Raw genomic sequence first — 16,709 nt, 5'->3', positions numbered from 1 at the left:
GTTTGCATCAACTGTTTTTTGATGATATTTTGAGATTGTGAAAAAAAGTTCACACTTTTGTTTCAACTATAAACACGGTTTTGCCAAGCTGGGAAAAATTGATTACACTTATACAATATACACATATTAGGAATAGAATCTATGAGAAAAGGCGGTTCTGACGCATGGATAACGGAAATCATTTGACGAGTCCAGCTACACGGAAAGTTTCGGACAAGCAGCCGCAAGTTAAAAATGAGATCGTGGATTGGCTTAAAGCGATTATGGTGGGTGTTGTTCTCGTGTTCATTATGCACGGGTTGCTGTTTGCGCCATCTGTCGTTGAGGGAGCATCCATGGAGCCGAATTTCAAAACAAATGAACGGGTTGTCTTGAATAAACTGATTTACGATTTTCGTGATCCCAAGCCCAGTGAGGTCGTTGTATTCCATGTGAGAAAGGAAGGAAGAGACTTCATTAAGCGTGTTATTGGGGTTGCGGGAGACACGATTAAATATCAAGGCGACAATCTTTACGTGAATGGTAAGAAGGTGGAAGAGTCATACATTCAGGGAGCTGTCCAAGAAGCACATGCCAAGGGCGAGCTGTACAACAATGTGGACTTTCCGAATGCAACAATAACCGAGTCCAGGGTTCCCGAAGGTACTATTTTTGTCATGGGCGATCATCGTAATAATAGTAGAGACAGTCGTACGATTGGCTTTGTTTCGATTAAAGATATTGTTGGACGTGCGGATGTGGTTTTCTGGCCGCTGGGCAGCGCGCAGTGGGTAAAGCATGATGAATAGAAGAAGCGCCTAAGACGGAATGCTGTTCCCCGTTTTAGGCGCTTTGCGTGTCTCTGAAGCTGTTATATTTTTGGGGTAAAAGGGTCAGGCAGCTTGCGCCAGTCCTGCTTCATCTCTTCAGGAGTCAGCAGCGTCTCATCCAGCGTATTCTCGATTTCTTCCCGATTCATGTCTATGCCGATAAATACGAGCTTGGTCACCCGGTCGCCGTATTTTTCGTCCCAATCCGGTGTTTTTTCAAAATCTTCTCCGAGATAGTATTGGCGTTCTTCCTCGGTCAAAGCAGATACCCACAGTCCTGCGCGTGCAAATTGCTTGGAGCTGCCCGCCTGACTGAATGTAAAGGCGGTGCGGTTCTGCGTGGCGAACCACACCAATCCCTTGGAACGGACAACCTCGGCAGGCCATTTGGCCAGCCATTTCAGCAATCGTTCCGGGTGAAACGGGATTTTGCGCTTGTACACAAACGAAGCAATACCGTATTCCTCTGTCTCCGGTACGTGTTCTTCCTTGTTCATCTCCTGGATCCAGCCTGCCGCTTGGCTGGCTGTTTCAAAGTCGAAGCGATGCGTGTTCAAAATCTCCTTCGGGTCCACTTTACCGTACTCGGAACGAATGATTTTGGCGTTCGGTTGAATACCGCGCAGCGCTTTTTCCAGTCGCTCCAGTTCCTCAGGGGATACCAGATCGCATTTGTTAATAATCAGCACATCACAAAATTCCACCTGCTCTACCAGCAGATCAACAATGCTGCGCGCATCTTCGTCGGCAACCTCCTGCCCGCGATCCTTGAGGGAATCTCTGGAGTAGAAGTCCTTCCAAAATTCCGGCGCATTCACAACAGTAACCATCGTATCCAGCCGGGTCAGCTTGGTCAGGTCGATGTCGTTTTCTTCATCTACATAACTGAACGTTTGGGCTACCGGGATGGGTTCGCCGATGCCTGTGGACTCAATAAGGATATAGTCGAACTTTTTATCCAGCGCCAGCCGCTCTACCTCTTTTAAGAGGTCTTCTCGCAGGGTGCAGCAGATGCAGCCGTTGGACATTTCCACCAGCTTCTCATCAACCCGAGATAATCCTCCGCCGTCCCGAACGAGATCGGCATCAATGTTTACCTCGCTCATGTCATTGACAATGACAGCTACCCGCAAGCCTTCCCGATTATTCAGCACATGATTGAGCAGGGTGGTTTTGCCTGAACCGAGGTACCCGCTAAGTACCGTAACCGGTATTTTCTTTTCCAATTCCATCGTGTTTGCCAACATAATCACTCATCCCTTCGAAAGTGTTCATGAAATGCTGAATGTGTTGTAGTGGCTACAATGTCAGATAGGGAAGCTACAATGCTCCCCTTGTCGGCTTCTTTTAATCGTAATAATTACGAATAGTAAAATCAGTAAATCATTAATGAAGGGAAATGTCAAGGGAGGGTGTAAGGAAAGGGGAGAAAAAATGAACAAAAGGAAGTGATCTATATGTTATTGGGTGCCGTATCATAACTGAAAAGTTGTATTTCAATAATTGAAACTTACGAATTATATTTAACTGTTTCAAATGACAAATAGGCGTATAATAACCCTTTAGACCTAAGAAAATTGTCCCATACAAAGGAGATATTTTAGAATGAAGATTGGTAAAAAACTATCCATTAGTTTTGCAGCCGTATTATTGCTTACATTGGTTGTGGGCGTTATTGGTGAGTATGCTACTTCGTCTTTACATACATCTTATCAAAGCATGATTGATGACAGAGTCGATAAAATTTTGATTATTAAAGAATTGCAGTATGATGCTGCGAGCCAGACCAAGTATTTTCGCGGGTATCTGGTGACTGGCGATCAGGACGAAATGAACAGCTATCTGAAAGCACGCGAAACCTTTGCAACGACCATGAAGAAGCTGCAATCCACGCCAGCACTGGACAAGCCCAAGCAAATGGCAGCAAAGCTCCAGCAGATGGAGGCTGAATATGCAGATATCGTGAAGGAAATTACCTCATATAAGCAGCAGGGGGATGTCGCGACCTACACGAGATTAGTGGAGGAAAAATGTAAGCCGATGGCACTTGCACTGGAGCAGCAGTCACAGGTCATGGAGCAATACCAGATGGATCTACTGAATCAATCCCAAGTCGAGCAGGGTGAGAAGCTTCAATATGTACAGACGATGATTATCATTGCGATGGCGCTTGCGCTGGTAATCGGGATCGTATTGGCGTATGTAATCACCCGTATGATTGCCCGTCCGGTGGTTCAGGTGGCTCAAGCCGCGCGACGTATTGCAGAAGGGGATCTGACACAGGAGGATATTCAAATTCGGCAGAAAGATGAAATTGGTGAAATGGCGCAGAGCTTTAACGATATGAAACGCCAGCTTCGTTCGCTGCTGCAAGTGATTTATCAGAATGCGCAAGGAGTTACACTGGCTTCGGGTGAGCTGTCCAATGGCTCCGGGCAAGTGGCGGAAGGTACACGGCAGATGGCGGAGACGGTACAGGGAATCCATGATTCGGCAGGCAATCAGGTTGAGCGAAATCGTGAAAACCAGCAGGCGGTCAAGGAAAGCGCAGAAGGCGTTCAAAAGATTGCCCAATCCGCATCCATTACCGCAGAGCTGTCTGAGCGGGCGATTCACGAGACAGAGCGCGGCAATGCAGACCTGGAAGAAACGGTTATGCAGATGCGCCATATTCAGGATACGATGAAGGACTCGGTCAAGGTCATTCAGGACTTGGGCGAGCAATCGAAGAGAATTCAAAGTGTAACGCAGTTCATTCGCGATATCGCCAAGCAAACCAATTTGCTGTCATTGAACGCCTCCATTGAAGCGGCCAGAGCCGGGGAATCGGGTAAGGGCTTTGCTGTTGTGGCGGGTGAAGTGAAGAAGCTGGCGGAACAGACAGGTCAAGCATCCCAGCAGATTGCTGTCTTTATGGATGCCATGGCGGATACAGTGAACCAGGCCGTAGACTCGATCCAGAAAGGCTCCAGCGAGGTTGAGGCTGGAACAGATCTGATTCATCGCACCGGGCAGACGTTTAGCAAAGTACATGAAGCAGTACAAACGGTCGCTGAGCATACGCAGGAGGTGTCGGCTGCGACCGAAGAATTGTCTGCCATTACCGGGCAACTGCTGGACTCGGAGCAAAAGCTGGTAGGCTTGTCCCGTGAGATTGCAGAGGAATCGGAGTCGGCTGCGGCTGTGTGCGAGGAGCAGCTCGCTTCTATGGAGGTCATCGCGGATTCTGCCGATTTGCTGCGTCATATGGCTGCCCAGCTAATGTCAGAAATACAGCATTTCCGCATTACAAACGATGCAGACGAGAACAAGGACTCGGCTTCGACTCATCCAAAGGATACGAATGGCGGGCGCGGCACGTCCATCAGACGTACGTCTATGGATAGAATTTCAATTTCGGATACACCGATTCATCCCGCTTCCTGAGCGGGAAGTGTTGGATAACAGAGCCTTCCGGGCATCCAGGCTGAAACCAAGAGGACTTGCGCAACAACACGCAAGTCCTCTTTTTTGTTATCTGGCTTCGTATACTCATATACGCTGACCTTTTACATTCGCTGGGAATCACCACTTTGAAATCAGCCTTTGACTGCTCCCGCGACAACACCTTTGACGATGTATTTTTGCAGGAAAATAAATACGACGATGGAAGGCAGCACAGCCATCACCATGGCTGTCATGGCATACTGCCAGTCTGACGTATACTGTCCGACGAAGGTATAGGCAGCCAGCGTAAGCGTTTTGGTGCTGGGTGAGCCGTTAACCATGAGCAGGGGCAGCAGAAAGTCGTTCCAAATCCACATCACGTCGATGATCACAATGGTGGCGGTGACCGATTTCAGCAAGGGGAAAATCACCGAAAAGAAAAGCCGGAAGCCTGAGGCTCCGTCGATCTTGGCGCTTTCGTCAATCTCGTTGGGAATCCCTTTGACAAACCCGTGATAGATAAACACCGCCAGCGGTGCGCCGAAGCCCCAATACAGCAGGCCAAGTCCCCAGGTACTGTCCGCCAGATGCAGGTCTTTCGCGAGTCGCAAGACAGTCAGCATAATGGACTGAAACGGGATCAACATTGGCATAATGCACAGCATGTAGATGGCGGAGCTCCATTTGCTCTTCGTCCGTGCCAGCTTATAGGCGGCAATGGAGGATACCAGTACGATACCTGCCAGTCCGACTACGGTAATGATTGTGTTATTCAGAAACAAGCGCGGGTAGTTAATGAATTTCCATACATACACGTAGTTATCCAGCGAAAGCTGCTTGGGCAGCGCAATGACGTCAGTCATGACCTCAGCAAAGCTTTTGAACGAATTGTTAATGGCGAGAAACAGCGGATACAAAAATAACAGCGATAGTACAATCATGCCCGCTTCCAGCAAAATACGTCCCATACGGCTGCGTTGCATTAGGCTTCAACCTCCCTGCGTTTGAAAATAGACAATTGGATGATCGTTATGATCAGCACCGCGACGAATAGCAGCAACGCTTTGGCTGTTCCGTAGCCGTACAGATTGTTCTGGAACGTGTCTCGATAAATATCATAAGCAATACTGTATGTTGTACCTCCCGGTCCACCGCCAGTCAGGGATAGAATGACGTCGAACACCTTGATCGAGTTGGTCAGTGCCATGAAGACCGAGATCGTAATGGAAGGTGCCAGCAAGGGTAACGTAATACTGAAGAATCTCCGAATCGGCCCCGCTCCGTCCACAATAGCGGCTTCCTTCAGATCCTCCGGTACAGACTGTAAGCCTGCAATGTAAATGACCATATAAAAGCCAATAGATTGCCAGATAGATACCGCCAAAATGGAAATAAACGCGAGCCCTTCTTGCCCTAGCCAACTGAGCTGGAAGATGCCCCAGCCTGTACTGTGCCCCAGGGACTCAAAGCCCTGCATAAAGATAAACTTCCAGATAAATCCGACAATCACGAGACTGAGGATATAAGGGATAAAAAAGGCCGCCCGCAGCCACGCCGAGCTTTTCAGCTTCATGTCGAGGACGAGTGCCAGCAGGATGGCCAGCACGTTAACCAGTACAATGTACAGAATGGCATATTTGACCGTAAACCAGGCCGCATGTGCAAAGTTGGCGTCTCCGAGCAGGATTTGTTTGAAATTATCCAGGCCTACAAATTTCGGATGCTTGGATATTCCATTCCACTTGGTCAGGGAATAGCGTATTGTCATCAAAAACGGAATATAAAATGCAATCGTAATGCACAGGATGACGGGCAGTGTGAACAAGCCAAACTCCAATTTACTGCCCTTATCGCCCCGGCTTCCCCTTTTTTTCAGCATAACGCACCTCTTTTTCTCAACATTTTCCGATCTTTCGTTCCAAGCCGTTTGAGATATAATGAAAGTATAGGATAGCCCCTAGGGCCGGACCAATGGATTTAAGAAAACAGTTGAGGGTAAAAATGTGTACGCTTTCAAAAGGGGCGATTTTATCATGATACCAGAGCGAGCAGGTGCAGTTCTCAGATCCATGTGGAGACGAATAACGCAAAAATTGGTGAACAAGCTTATTTTGCTTTTTACCTCGGTGATCATTCTGGTGGTAGGCTCGCTGACGATTATCTCCTATCAGATGATTGAAAGGGAGTCGGTGAATCATAGCATTGCCAGCACAACGAATAATCTGCTGCTGGTTAATCAGAACCTGGAGGACTATCTGGTTGGGATGCAGCAGTTGGCCCTGCCGCAGCTTCGTTATAACGATATTATGAACGCGATTGCGAATGAAAATCGGGACTATGCTTCCCGAATGGTCATTGAAAATTACTTGCGCAGCATGTTTTATTCCCGCAGTGATCTGGAAGCTATTTATCTGTACGTGGCAGATCGCCATCAATATTATGTGGTGACCCGGGAGACGTACAATATTACGGTGCGCCAAGGGATGAACACGGATATTCCCAAGCTGCCCTGGTATAAGGAGGCGCTGGCGAGCACGGCCAACGAATCGTTTCAATCCTTTGTGGGTTCCCGCTCGGATATGGGGTATGTGGCACCACAGGCCAGCTTTATGGCGTACCATCGGGTACTGAGGTCGATTGCATCTCGTCACCCGCAGGCGGTGTTGTCCTTTTATTACAATACAAGCGCTGTGGACGATATCATGAAGAACATTCCACTCGGCAAAGGGGACCATCTCATGCTGCTAAGTCCTAAACGTATTCCCTTTTACGTGGACAGCCTTCCGTTATACGAGCGAATGCGGGACTCGGGGGTGCTGGCACAGATTGGACAGGGAGGGAGCGGACGAGTAACATGGTCGGACAGTAGCGGCAGCCAGGAGTATCTGGTCGTGTATGATGCCGGGAAAAAAGAAGGCTGGCGGCTCGTCAAGCCGATCCCATACCGCCAAATTTACGAAGCGGCTACGACGACACGAAATTGGAGCTACGTGATCGGGATTTTGTTTTTAGGGGTGTCTATTATTTTGGTAACGCTGACCTCGAATGCCATTACCAGCCCCTTACACAAGCTATCCACCCAGATGAAGCGGTTTAGTACCGGGGACTTCGGGGCAACGGCCCTTGTGAAGGGCCATGACGAGATTGCGTATTTGTCGCTGCATTTTAACGAAATGGTCCAAAGAACCGAAGAATTAATTAATGAGCGCTATCGAATGAAGCTGGTCGAGAAAAACGCCATACTCAAGGCGCTGGAGGCTGAAATTAATCCCCATTTTCTGTACAATGCACTGCAAGCCATATCCACACAGGCATTAAAGCGTGAGATGTTCGATATGGCGGATATGGTCGATGCGTTGGCCCAAACCCTGCGGTATTCCATCAATGGCAAGGATATCGTGGTTGCCCGCGAAGAACTCCAGCATATTGAACGGTATATGGGATTGCAAAAAGCAAGGTTCGGGACGAGACTGCGAATAGAGCTGGAGTGGGAGGACACGCTGATGGAGCTGCGAATCCCCAGGTTGTCCGTGCAGACGTTGGTGGAAAATTCGATCAAGCATGCGCTGGAAAAGGTGTCAAGCGATATTCTGATTGTCATTTCAGCCGAATCCAGCTCTACAGATGCCACGATTACTGTACGGGACAACGGCCCGGGAATCTCGGAGGATAAGCTGAGACAGGTGCTGGATTCGTTCGAAGAGAAGTGGGAGGAACGGGAGAGTGAGCATATCGGCTTAAAAAATCTGAATACACGATTGAAGCTGCTGTATGGAGATCAGGCGGGACTATCCATACATACGGATGATACGGGAACAGAAATCCAAATGCGCATCCCCCAGGGAGGAAGTAGTCATGTATAACGTATTGATCATTGACGATGAGGAGCCGCTACGCGAAGCTATTCGTATTGTCGGAGACTGGAACAACCTCGGCATCGGGCAGGTGTTTGAGGCGACGAATGGCAGACTTGGACTGGAGCTGCTGGAACGGCACCCAATAGATGTGGTCATGGTGGATATGAAAATGCCGGAGTTGAACGGTATCGAATTTCTTCGTGCCATCGAGAAGGTGTATCCTAATCTGCTGACGATTGTCATTAGCGGCTATGACGATTTTGAATTTACACGGCAAGCGATTCAATCCCGGGTGGTGGATTATTTGCTCAAGCCGATCAATCGGCAGGAATTGAATCAGGCGCTGCGCACAGCGGTAGATATATTGGAGAGCCGCAAGCAGAGCGAAAGCAAATTCATTAGTCAGAACATTACGCTGAACATGTCACTGCCGAAGCTAAAGGAGAAGCTGTATTTGTCTATTCTGGACGGTAGCTTTAAAAGGCAGGCGAATGCGGCGTTACTCCCCATGATCGGTGCAGATCAACCGGGGAACCGCTTTGGGGTGATCGTGCTGCGGTTGCTAAACAGGGATGAGGTTCGCATGACACGTTTTCACGGGGAGACGGATCTGATGGATTTTGCCGTGACGAACGTTATGGCTCAGACTTCGGATGAACGATTGAGCTGTTTTAGTTTTCTTCATCCAAGACGGGAGCGCGAGGTCGTTTCGATTTGCACATTGTCTCCGGGGCAGGAAGAACATATGCCTCTTCTGCTGGCACAAGTGACACAGAAGGCGGTGACGAATCTGCATGGATTGTTTGGCATGGTGGTAGCTGCGGGGGTGGGTAAGCCTTGTACGGACATACTGGATCTGGCATCTGCTTATACGGATGTCAAGGCGCATATCCACAGCACGGACGTATTGAAGCTGACAGGAACATCGGTCATGCATGTCGCGCCCCGGCAGGGAATGATGCCAGAAGAAGTGTCGTGGACGGATCGACTGCTGTTGATCCAGAAGGATGCCCAGACAGGCCAGGCAAATCGGGCAAAGGTACTGCTAAACGACCTGCTGAAGCAGTTGGCATCCGGCCCTGCTTTTCGTTTGCAGGATGCAGATCGGATGATGGGCGAGCTTCATTTTTTACTGAGAGAAGCGGCTATGGAGCCGGGTGCTTTTCTATCTGTATCTGTATCTGCATCTGTGTCTGAGCCGGAGGGGGCCTCGGGGGAACAGAGAAAAAGCGTGGCTGAGGGCGATATTGCTGCGGACTTTACGGACTTTGCCCAGTATGGACAGCGGCTGCATCGGATGCTGGAGCTTTACATTGCCGGGGTTCAGCATGCTCAAGGGGGGAGTCAGCCCTTTGATATTACGGAGATCAAACGGCATATTGACCGATATTACTTTGAAGATATCAAAATTTCATTTTTTGCCGAAACGTATTTTTTAAGTCGGGAGTACTTGATGAAGCTGTTCAAGCAGCAGTTTGGTTACGGGATTCACGAATATGTGCAGAAGGTCCGAATGGACAAGGCGAAGGAGCTGCTAGGCGATTCCAACCTGAAAATTCAAGAGATTTCCGATATGCTTGGCTACAAGGATAAGAATTATTTCAGTAAGGCTTTTCGTAATTATTATCAGGTGTCACCGTCGGAGTATCGTGTGAGCTTGCAATAAACCACTTTTTTACCCTTAATGCTTCACTAATCTGCCTTTTTAAATCGGACTATATTTTTTAGAATGAGCGCATGGACGTTGATCACGAATAAATGGGGGAGTATCCATGTTAAAGAAGATGATGGCGTTATCCGGCAGTTTGCTTTTGACGGTCGGCTTGTTGAGCGGATGCGGAAGCAGCGGTGACTCAGATGCGGCGAAAGGGAATGCTGGCGGCAAAGAAGAATTGAAAACGGTTACAATAAATATGTTCACAGCCTCACCGGAGTATACCGATGCTTTTAACGCGTATATCGAAGAGTATAAGAAGGTCAAGCCAAATGTGAAGATCAATCTGGAAATCATGCAGGCAGACTATAACACCATTCTCAAATCCAAAATTGCCTCAGGCAGTACACCAGATGTATTCCAGACCACGGCCGGAGGCGACATCGACACATATGCTGATTATAGCGCCGATCTGACGAATGAGCCGCTGGCAGCAGCTATGACGGATGCCGTTCGAGCGAATATGAGCTCCAGTGACGGTAAAGTGTTGGGCTTCCCGGTGAAGGGCAATCTGTTTGCGCTGATTTACAACAAGGATTTACTCACTAAGGCCGGTGTAACCTCCCCGCCGAAGACGATGGCAGAGATGCAGGACGCAGTCACCAAGCTTGAGGCGAAGGGCATCACTCCATTTGCGAATGCATATAAAGAGTGGTGGGTATGGAAGCATATCTTCCAGCATTATGTGGATGCTGCCGCACAGGATGCAGGTGTAGAGCCGAAGCAGCTCGTCAACGATTTTATTGCAGGCAAAGCGAAAATCAAGGACTACCCGGTGCTGTACAACAACTTCTTTAGCTTTATTGATCTGACGGTGAAGCATGGCACGGATAAGCCGCTGGAACGGGACAGCAACGCGGAAGTGAGTGATTTTGCATCCGGCAAAGCTGCGTTTATGACGGGTAAAGGTGCATGGGATGAGGAAGCGATCAAGAAGATTAATCCTGACCTCAAGATTGGCATCATGGGCTATCCGGTAAGTGACAAGGCGGATCAATCGGTCATCATTACCGGGGCCGATCAGGCGTTGCGTATCAACAAGGATTCCGAAGTAGCCAAGGAAACGATTGAATTTTTCAACTGGCTGTACACTTCGGAATACGGTAAGAACTGGTTCTCCCAGGTAGCCAAGGTCATTCCTCCAATTAAGGATGCGCCGCTTCCTGATCTGGAAATGCCTAAGGAAATGGAAAGCATTTTGAAAACGTCGAAGTCCGGTGATCTGTCTGTTAACTACTCGCTGGATACGTTCCACCAAAAATTTGGCGAGCTGATGCAGGCTTATATCAGCGGCAACATGAACAAGGATCAGGCAGTTGCAGAGATCGAAAAAGCATGGGTGCAATTAGGCTCGGCACAATAAAACTGGTTTCGCGCTAAGGCGTCCGTAAGGGCGTCTTTTTGTGTTATAGCTAGAAAGCCGAGAGGGTGTGGACAAAAAAATATTTAATAATATTTAAATATTTACTTGCAAAAAGTTATTAAGTTATGGATAATAGATTGTGTGCAATATATCTACAACATACAACATACGACATACGACATACATAATGACTGCAAGTTGCAAATGTGAGAGATACCCCTTTTGGGGAATCTCTTTATTCCGTTTGGGCTGTGCTGATTGTGTTTGTAATAGATCGTGTAATTTGAATGGTATTTTCATTCGAGTAGTAAAGATTAGAAAAGAGGAGATGAACGTTTTGACGAATTCTTTGTTTACACCGTACACGGTGAAAGATTTGGAATTAAAAAATCGGGTGGTCATGGCACCAATGTGCCAATACTCGGTGACAGCCAAGGACGGCATTCCGAATGATTGGCATCATGTTCATTACCTGAGCCGGGCAATTGGGGGCACGGGCCTGATTATTATAGAAATGACAGATGTGGAGCCGGATGGACGGATTACAGATTATGACCTGGGCCTTTGGTCAGATGAGCATATCCCGGCTTATAAGAAGCTGGTGGACGGCATTCATGCGCACGGGTCCAAGGTAGGCATCCAGATTGCTCATGCGGGCCGTAAAGCTGAGGATGCAGCAGTTCCAGTGGCTCCTTCCGCCATTGCCTACCCGGATGCGAATTATAAACAGCCACGCGAACTGACCACGGAGGAAGTCCGTGGCATGGTGCAAAAATTCGCAGACGCTGCCCGGCGTGCGGTTCAAGCGGGCGTGGATACGATCGAACTTCACGGGGCACATGGTTACTTGATTCACCAATTCCATTCGCCAGTCACGAACAAGCGTGACGACGAGTACGGTCAGGAGCTATCCCGTTTTGGCGTTGAAGTCATTCAGGCTGTACGCAAGGAAATGCCTGCGGGCATGCCGTTGATCTTCCGCATCAGCGCAGTGGAATACGTGGACGGCGGATACGATGTGGATCATGCCATTGAGCTGAGCCGTGCTTATCAAGCTGCCGGCGTAGATGTCGTTCATGTCAGCTCGGGCGGAGAGGGTCCGGCCGGAGCAAGAAAGCCGGGCAACTACCCGGGTTACCAAGTGCCGTTCGCACGCCAAATTCGCGGGGCGCTGAGCATTCCGGTGATCGCTGTCGGCGCACTGGATGACCCGGCCTTGGCGCAGTCTGTTATCGGCAACGAGGATGCCGATCTGGTCGCTGTGGGACGCGGATTGCTGCGCGATCCATATTGGGCGACTCACGCAGCGGTGACATTACGCGGCGAGAAGCCTTCCGTTCCTAAACAATATCAACGTGGCTACTGAGGCCTAAGTAATCCCACGTTGTTTATATATAAACAGGGCACCTGTAACGAAGTATACGCTTCGTCGCAGGTGCCCGTTTTGTTTTAGAGGGATACTGATTGAGAATGAATAAATGTGAGTAATTTTACATTTTGTGGGCATTCATTTTGTGTAATAATCATATTTGCTATTTAGGAGGTTGAAAAGAATGAACTATATTGTTGAAACAAATAAGCTGCATAAAAAGTTCGGGATGTCGGTAGCCGTAGACGATATTTCCTTACATGTGGAGCGGGGGAGTATTTACAGTTTTCTTGGTGAAAATGGAGCCGGCAAGACGACTACCATCCGTATGCTGATGAGGTAATTGAGCCTACAAGTGGGGAGGTTTTTTTATTTGGTGAGCGGCTGGAGAAAAACTATCCATCTATCTTTGGAGGCTGACATTAATGATGATGTTCGGCACGCTATTAGTAGCGTTGATCGGATTAATCGTTACAATTGTTATTGCGTTGAACCAAAACAAAAAGGAACAGACCGCCCTGCTCAAGGGGGAAACGGTCTATTTCTGTAGATCGCCTTTGAACAGCCGACCGCTCTTCAAAGCGGCTGTTGCCAAGAGTAGGGATGTTACCAGCATCCTTGCTCTTTTTTAGTATATCCTTCTACCATTTATTTTAGCAAATTTGAATCATCGATGTAACTTGAATCATCGATGTAACTCATTTGGTGAAAACTTTAACCTCCTTCGGAGCGAGGGTCACGGTGATTGAACCGTTGTTAATCTGAATGGAGTCGTTGCTTAACTGGTTGGTCAGACGGGTGCCATTAGACAGATTGTCAAAATTTCCAATCGTGCGGGTTTGACTGCTCCACGAGTTGTTGATGAGTACGATGGCCTCGTCGCCGTTTTTAGAGCGCTGGAAGCTGTAAAAGGAGTCATCCGCCCATTTTTCCTTTTGGCTGCCGTTTTGCAGAGCGGGGTGGCTGTTGCGCACACGGTTTAACTTGGCAATGTACTGGTACAGCTCATGATTGGCGTTGAAAACGACGTTTTCCCGGTTGGCAGGATCATCTCCGCCACTAAAGCCTTGCTCGGTGCCTTGATAGATGATTGGAATCCCGCGCGACGTCAAAGTAAAGCCCAAGGCTGCTTTGAGCTGTGGCCATTTTTCAGAGCTGGCACCAGGCTTGCCGGAGGCCTCGTTAAGGAAACGTTTCACATCATGATTGTCGATAAATACGCCATTGGTCTGAGCGTCGCGATAGTGACGATCATCCGAGTAGCGTTCCTTGATTTTGGTCATGGATTGATCGTGTCCGAACACATCCTTGATTGTATAATACATCGGGAAATCCAGTGCCGCATCGAGATACCGGGTGTAATCGCCCAAATAAGCGGGATCGCCGCTGTAAATTTCACCGATGGTGAAGGTGTTGGCTGCTTGGTCAAAATCCTTTAAAAAGCCTTTCGGTACATGTTTGGCGGTGTCTACTCTCAGTCCGTCGATGCCCGTCTCGTTCAGCAGCCACTTGATCCAGTTTTTAAGTTCGCTCGCGGTTGCAGGGTTGTCCTGATTCAGGTCATCCAATCCGGCCACGTCACCGTTTTCGATTTTCGATTGGTTGTTGGAGCTGTAGTCTGCCCCTGTGATGTCGCCGTTGTGGTGATACCAGTCCGCTTTGTCAAAAGGAGCCTTGGCGAAGCCGTTCCCTGGTTGAAAGTCGCCTGTGTGATTGACAACTACGTCCAGCATAACAGCGATATTTTTGTCGTGCGCTTTACGTATCAGTTCTTTGAACTTGTCCATTGTACCGAGATGCCCATCTACCGCATAAAAATCATACGTATGATAGCCGTGGTAAGCGAATTCGCTCTTTTGCATCGTTACCGGAGTAATCCAGATGGCGGTAAAGCCCATATTTTGAATGTAGTCGAGCTGGTTAATAATGCCTTGAAAATCGCCGCCATGCCATTTGCGCTGGTCGCTGTTGTTGGAATTGAAGCCACCGTAATTATCGTTCGATGTATCCCCGTTGCTGAATCGGTCTGTCATGATAAAGTAAATGCTCTGCTTGCTCCAGTCTGTACCAAGGGGAGATGGATTGGAGGGGTTACTCGGTTCGGTGGGAGTGGAGCCGCCCGAAGGCGACCCCGTTTGGATAGTTCCCACGGCTCCGTTAGAGCCGGGTGTGTAGGTAGAAGTACCTGTGGTGAAGAAGTAGTTTTTGGTGTTGTTGCTATCCCAGTTGTTATTACCATCATTAAAAGCGGCTTCCAATTGGGAGGCAGAGCCGATATCGACGGTAATTTTAGCATAGCCGCTAATCTCGGCATCCTGCATTTTCACACCAGGTACGGCAGTCCAATTTCCGCCAGCCGGGCGGTAGTGAATGTAAGGCGAGTTAAAGCCTTTTTTGTAGTATACGGTTACCTTGTTAGTTGTGCCGCCGCCATCCCCGGGAATCGTGCCTGATGGACTGCCTGATGTGATCGTTCCCGCATTGCCGCTGTTACCGGGCGTGTAAGTAGAAGTGCCCGTGCTGAAGGAGTAGTTTTTGGTGTTGTTGCTGTCCCAGTTGTTGTTGCCGTCGTTAAAAGCGGCTTCCAATTGGGAGGCAGAACCGATATCGACGGTAATTTTGGCATAGCCGCTAATCTCGGCATCCTGCATTTTCACACCAGGCGCAGCAGTCCAGCTTCCGCCAGCTGGACGGTAGTGAATATAAGGTGAGTTGAAGCCTTTTTTGTAGTATATAGTTACTTTGTTGCCTGTACCGCCATTATTATCGCCGGGCTTGGCCTTGTTTACGATATACTGTTTGAATCCACTCATCTCACCGGTTGGTGATCCGTCGTTGTTGACGAGATTGTTGAGGCGTAAAAGTGTAAAGCCGTGATAACCGAACTTAGTGATTTTTTCTTCGATTTTTTGGAAGCCGCTGCCGCCAGTCGGGAGTGCATTCTCACCATTCAGACGAACACCCTTGGCATTAGCGATCGAGGAGACGGTATCTACTAATGTGGACGGCAAGGAATAATTCGGTGCTGTACCACTGTCGTTCATTTCCAGTGCAGTAAAGGTTAAATCCAGATCCGCATCTTTGAACTTCTCAATGAGACGGTTGTAATCATAATATCCACCTGCTTGCTCTGTGCTGTGAGGCATGGCAGGATTGTTCATCTGCCAGTGCAGACCGGAAATCTTGGCTCCGATACGGACACCAAACACAGAATCGAAGTTTTTGTGTGCAGCAGCTCCGATGACGCCCAGATGTTTCTCAAGTACGCTTTGGTACCACGACAGAAAATCCTTCCCATACGTAGAATTATACCCACCGTTCGTGTAAAATCCGTCCCCGTCGGTCGGAGGATTAATTTGGCTAAGGCTGCTTATCTTGGTGCCCCAAGCCGCATTAATCTTGTCCAATGATCCATACTTTTCATTCATGGCCGTGCGGAACGCATTTTTGGCTGTTTCGGTGTAGGCTTGGAATTTGCCCCGTGCAGGATAGCTCCATCCCGCTGCCGGATAGTATGAAGGATATCGCAATTCTCCAGACGGCCCACCGCTTAAATAGATTTTGGGAATGATGCTTTTGTAGCCAGCAAAGGTTTCAGCAAATGACGCATACAGCTCGTCATATTGTTTACCAGTTCCGCTCCATAATGGGGAAAGGGCTTCGTTATTCACATAGCCGCCTTCATCCTTGAATTGCATTTCATCTGCACTGCCCTTGCTCCCCAGCCAGCTTGGCAGCGGGATGTTACAGTCATCACCCACATTTCCGCCGCACTTATGCGTAGAGATAATAGGAACCCATTTCAGACCTACCTCTTTCACAGCGTCTGCATAGGTCTTGTAGTAGCTCCAATCGAACTGGTTATCTCCTGCGCTTTCCACATAGCCCCACCAGACATCGGTGGTGATGGCATACACGCCGTTGCTTTTCAGCGTTTGCAGTTGCTTTTTGAATGCGCCCCAGTCATTGATTTTCGCCAGCGGTCCCATAACGGAAGCCTGAAAATCATCAGCAACCGCGGCGCTCGCCGTATTGGAGGGTGAGCCAATGAAGGCGGTCAGAGACAGCGCAAGGCTTAGCAGAATCAGGCACCCTTTGTTCCATAGACTTCGATACAAGGTCAAAGCGATCATCCTCCCCAAAGCATAGTCTATTTCGACAACATTTTGTA

At 48.6% G+C, this 16,709-nt stretch carries 11 protein-coding genes and 1 pseudogene; 8 read left to right on the top strand and 4 right to left on the bottom strand.

Translation table 11 applies throughout. The annotated features are described in order from the left end of the window. Positions 1-164 precede the first annotated feature (164 nt). Positions 165-788 carry a signal peptidase I gene (gene lepB, locus ACWXW9_RS03885; RefSeq protein WP_494928353.1) on the top strand — a complete coding sequence of 208 codons (624 nt, stop codon included), beginning with the start codon at positions 165-167 and terminating at the stop codon, positions 786-788. A gap of 62 nt (positions 789-850) precedes the next feature. On the opposite strand, the gene ACWXW9_RS03880 is transcribed toward lepB, so the two are convergent. Beyond that, positions 851-2,053, bottom strand: a complete 1,203-nt coding sequence (locus tag ACWXW9_RS03880; RefSeq protein WP_494928517.1) for a GTP-binding protein — start codon at positions 2,051-2,053, stop codon at positions 851-853. A gap of 361 nt (positions 2,054-2,414) precedes the next feature. On the opposite strand from ACWXW9_RS03880, the gene ACWXW9_RS03875 reads away from it, so the two are divergent. Further along, on the top strand, positions 2,415-4,235 hold the full coding sequence (locus ACWXW9_RS03875) for a methyl-accepting chemotaxis protein (protein WP_494928352.1): 1,821 nt from the start codon (positions 2,415-2,417) through the stop codon (positions 4,233-4,235). Between the two features lie 152 nt (positions 4,236-4,387). On the opposite strand, the gene ACWXW9_RS03870 is transcribed toward ACWXW9_RS03875, so the two are convergent. Continuing rightward, positions 4,388-5,218, bottom strand: a complete 831-nt coding sequence (locus ACWXW9_RS03870; RefSeq protein WP_137060781.1) for a carbohydrate ABC transporter permease — start codon at positions 5,216-5,218, stop codon at positions 4,388-4,390. Beyond that, a complete protein-coding gene (locus ACWXW9_RS03865) occupies positions 5,218-6,114 on the bottom strand; it encodes a carbohydrate ABC transporter permease (RefSeq protein ID WP_134911945.1) in 897 nt (298 codons plus the stop codon). The genes ACWXW9_RS03870 and ACWXW9_RS03865 overlap by 1 nt, the downstream gene beginning before the upstream one ends. 154 nt (positions 6,115-6,268) lie before the next feature. On the opposite strand from ACWXW9_RS03865, the gene ACWXW9_RS03860 reads away from it, so the two are divergent. The 6 genes and pseudogenes from ACWXW9_RS03860 to ACWXW9_RS03835 all read left to right on the top strand — a co-directional run. Beyond that, a complete protein-coding gene (locus ACWXW9_RS03860) occupies positions 6,269-8,098 on the top strand; it encodes a cache domain-containing sensor histidine kinase (protein ID WP_494928351.1) in 1,830 nt (609 codons plus the stop codon). Beyond that, on the top strand, positions 8,091-9,758 hold the full coding sequence (locus tag ACWXW9_RS03855) for a response regulator (protein WP_494928350.1): 1,668 nt from the start codon (positions 8,091-8,093) through the stop codon (positions 9,756-9,758). The genes ACWXW9_RS03860 and ACWXW9_RS03855 overlap by 8 nt, the downstream gene beginning before the upstream one ends. 106 nt (positions 9,759-9,864) lie before the next feature. Beyond that, positions 9,865-11,169 carry an ABC transporter substrate-binding protein gene (locus ACWXW9_RS03850; protein WP_494928349.1) on the top strand — a complete coding sequence of 435 codons (1,305 nt, stop codon included), beginning with the start codon at positions 9,865-9,867 and terminating at the stop codon, positions 11,167-11,169. 337 nt (positions 11,170-11,506) lie between these two features. After that, positions 11,507-12,535 (top strand): NADH:flavin oxidoreductase/NADH oxidase, encoded by a 1,029-nt coding sequence (locus ACWXW9_RS03845; protein ID WP_494928348.1) that lies wholly within the window; start codon positions 11,507-11,509, stop codon positions 12,533-12,535. Positions 12,536-12,722: 187 nt separating this feature from the next. Beyond that, positions 12,723-12,881: an ATP-binding cassette domain-containing protein gene (locus ACWXW9_RS03840; RefSeq protein WP_494928347.1), complete on the top strand. Its 159-nt coding sequence runs from the start codon at positions 12,723-12,725 to the stop codon at positions 12,879-12,881. Between the two features lie 82 nt (positions 12,882-12,963). Next, a pseudogene (locus ACWXW9_RS03835) lies at positions 12,964-13,047 on the top strand (putative holin-like toxin); the annotation flags it as partial. Positions 13,048-13,236: 189 nt separating this feature from the next. Here the strand turns inward: ACWXW9_RS03835 and ACWXW9_RS03830 are convergent. Beyond that, positions 13,237-16,662 carry a family 14 glycosylhydrolase gene (locus tag ACWXW9_RS03830; protein WP_494928346.1) on the bottom strand — a complete coding sequence of 1,142 codons (3,426 nt, stop codon included), beginning with the start codon at positions 16,660-16,662 and terminating at the stop codon, positions 13,237-13,239. Positions 16,663-16,709 lie beyond the last annotated feature (47 nt).

It is taken from the genome of Paenibacillus sp. LT-B23 (assembly GCF_059417685.1).
This window is presented reverse-complemented; position numbering and strand designations above follow the sequence as displayed.

Coding starts and splice junctions, on each gene's coding strand:
- ACWXW9_RS03855 (WP_494928350.1), top strand. CDS start 8,091: ATGTATAACGTATTGATCATTGACGATGAGGAGCCGCTACGCGAAGCT.
- ACWXW9_RS03870 (WP_137060781.1), bottom strand. CDS start 5,218: ATGCAACGCAGCCGTATGGGACGTATTTTGCTGGAAGCGGGCATGATT.
- ACWXW9_RS03840 (WP_494928347.1), top strand. CDS start 12,723: ATGAACTATATTGTTGAAACAAATAAGCTGCATAAAAAGTTCGGGATG.
- ACWXW9_RS03865 (WP_134911945.1), bottom strand. CDS start 6,114: ATGCTGAAAAAAAGGGGAAGCCGGGGCGATAAGGGCAGTAAATTGGAG.
- ACWXW9_RS03875 (WP_494928352.1), top strand. CDS start 2,415: ATGAAGATTGGTAAAAAACTATCCATTAGTTTTGCAGCCGTATTATTG.
- ACWXW9_RS03860 (WP_494928351.1), top strand. CDS start 6,269: ATGATACCAGAGCGAGCAGGTGCAGTTCTCAGATCCATGTGGAGACGA.
- ACWXW9_RS03850 (WP_494928349.1), top strand. CDS start 9,865: ATGTTAAAGAAGATGATGGCGTTATCCGGCAGTTTGCTTTTGACGGTC.
- lepB (WP_494928353.1), top strand. CDS start 165: ATGGATAACGGAAATCATTTGACGAGTCCAGCTACACGGAAAGTTTCG.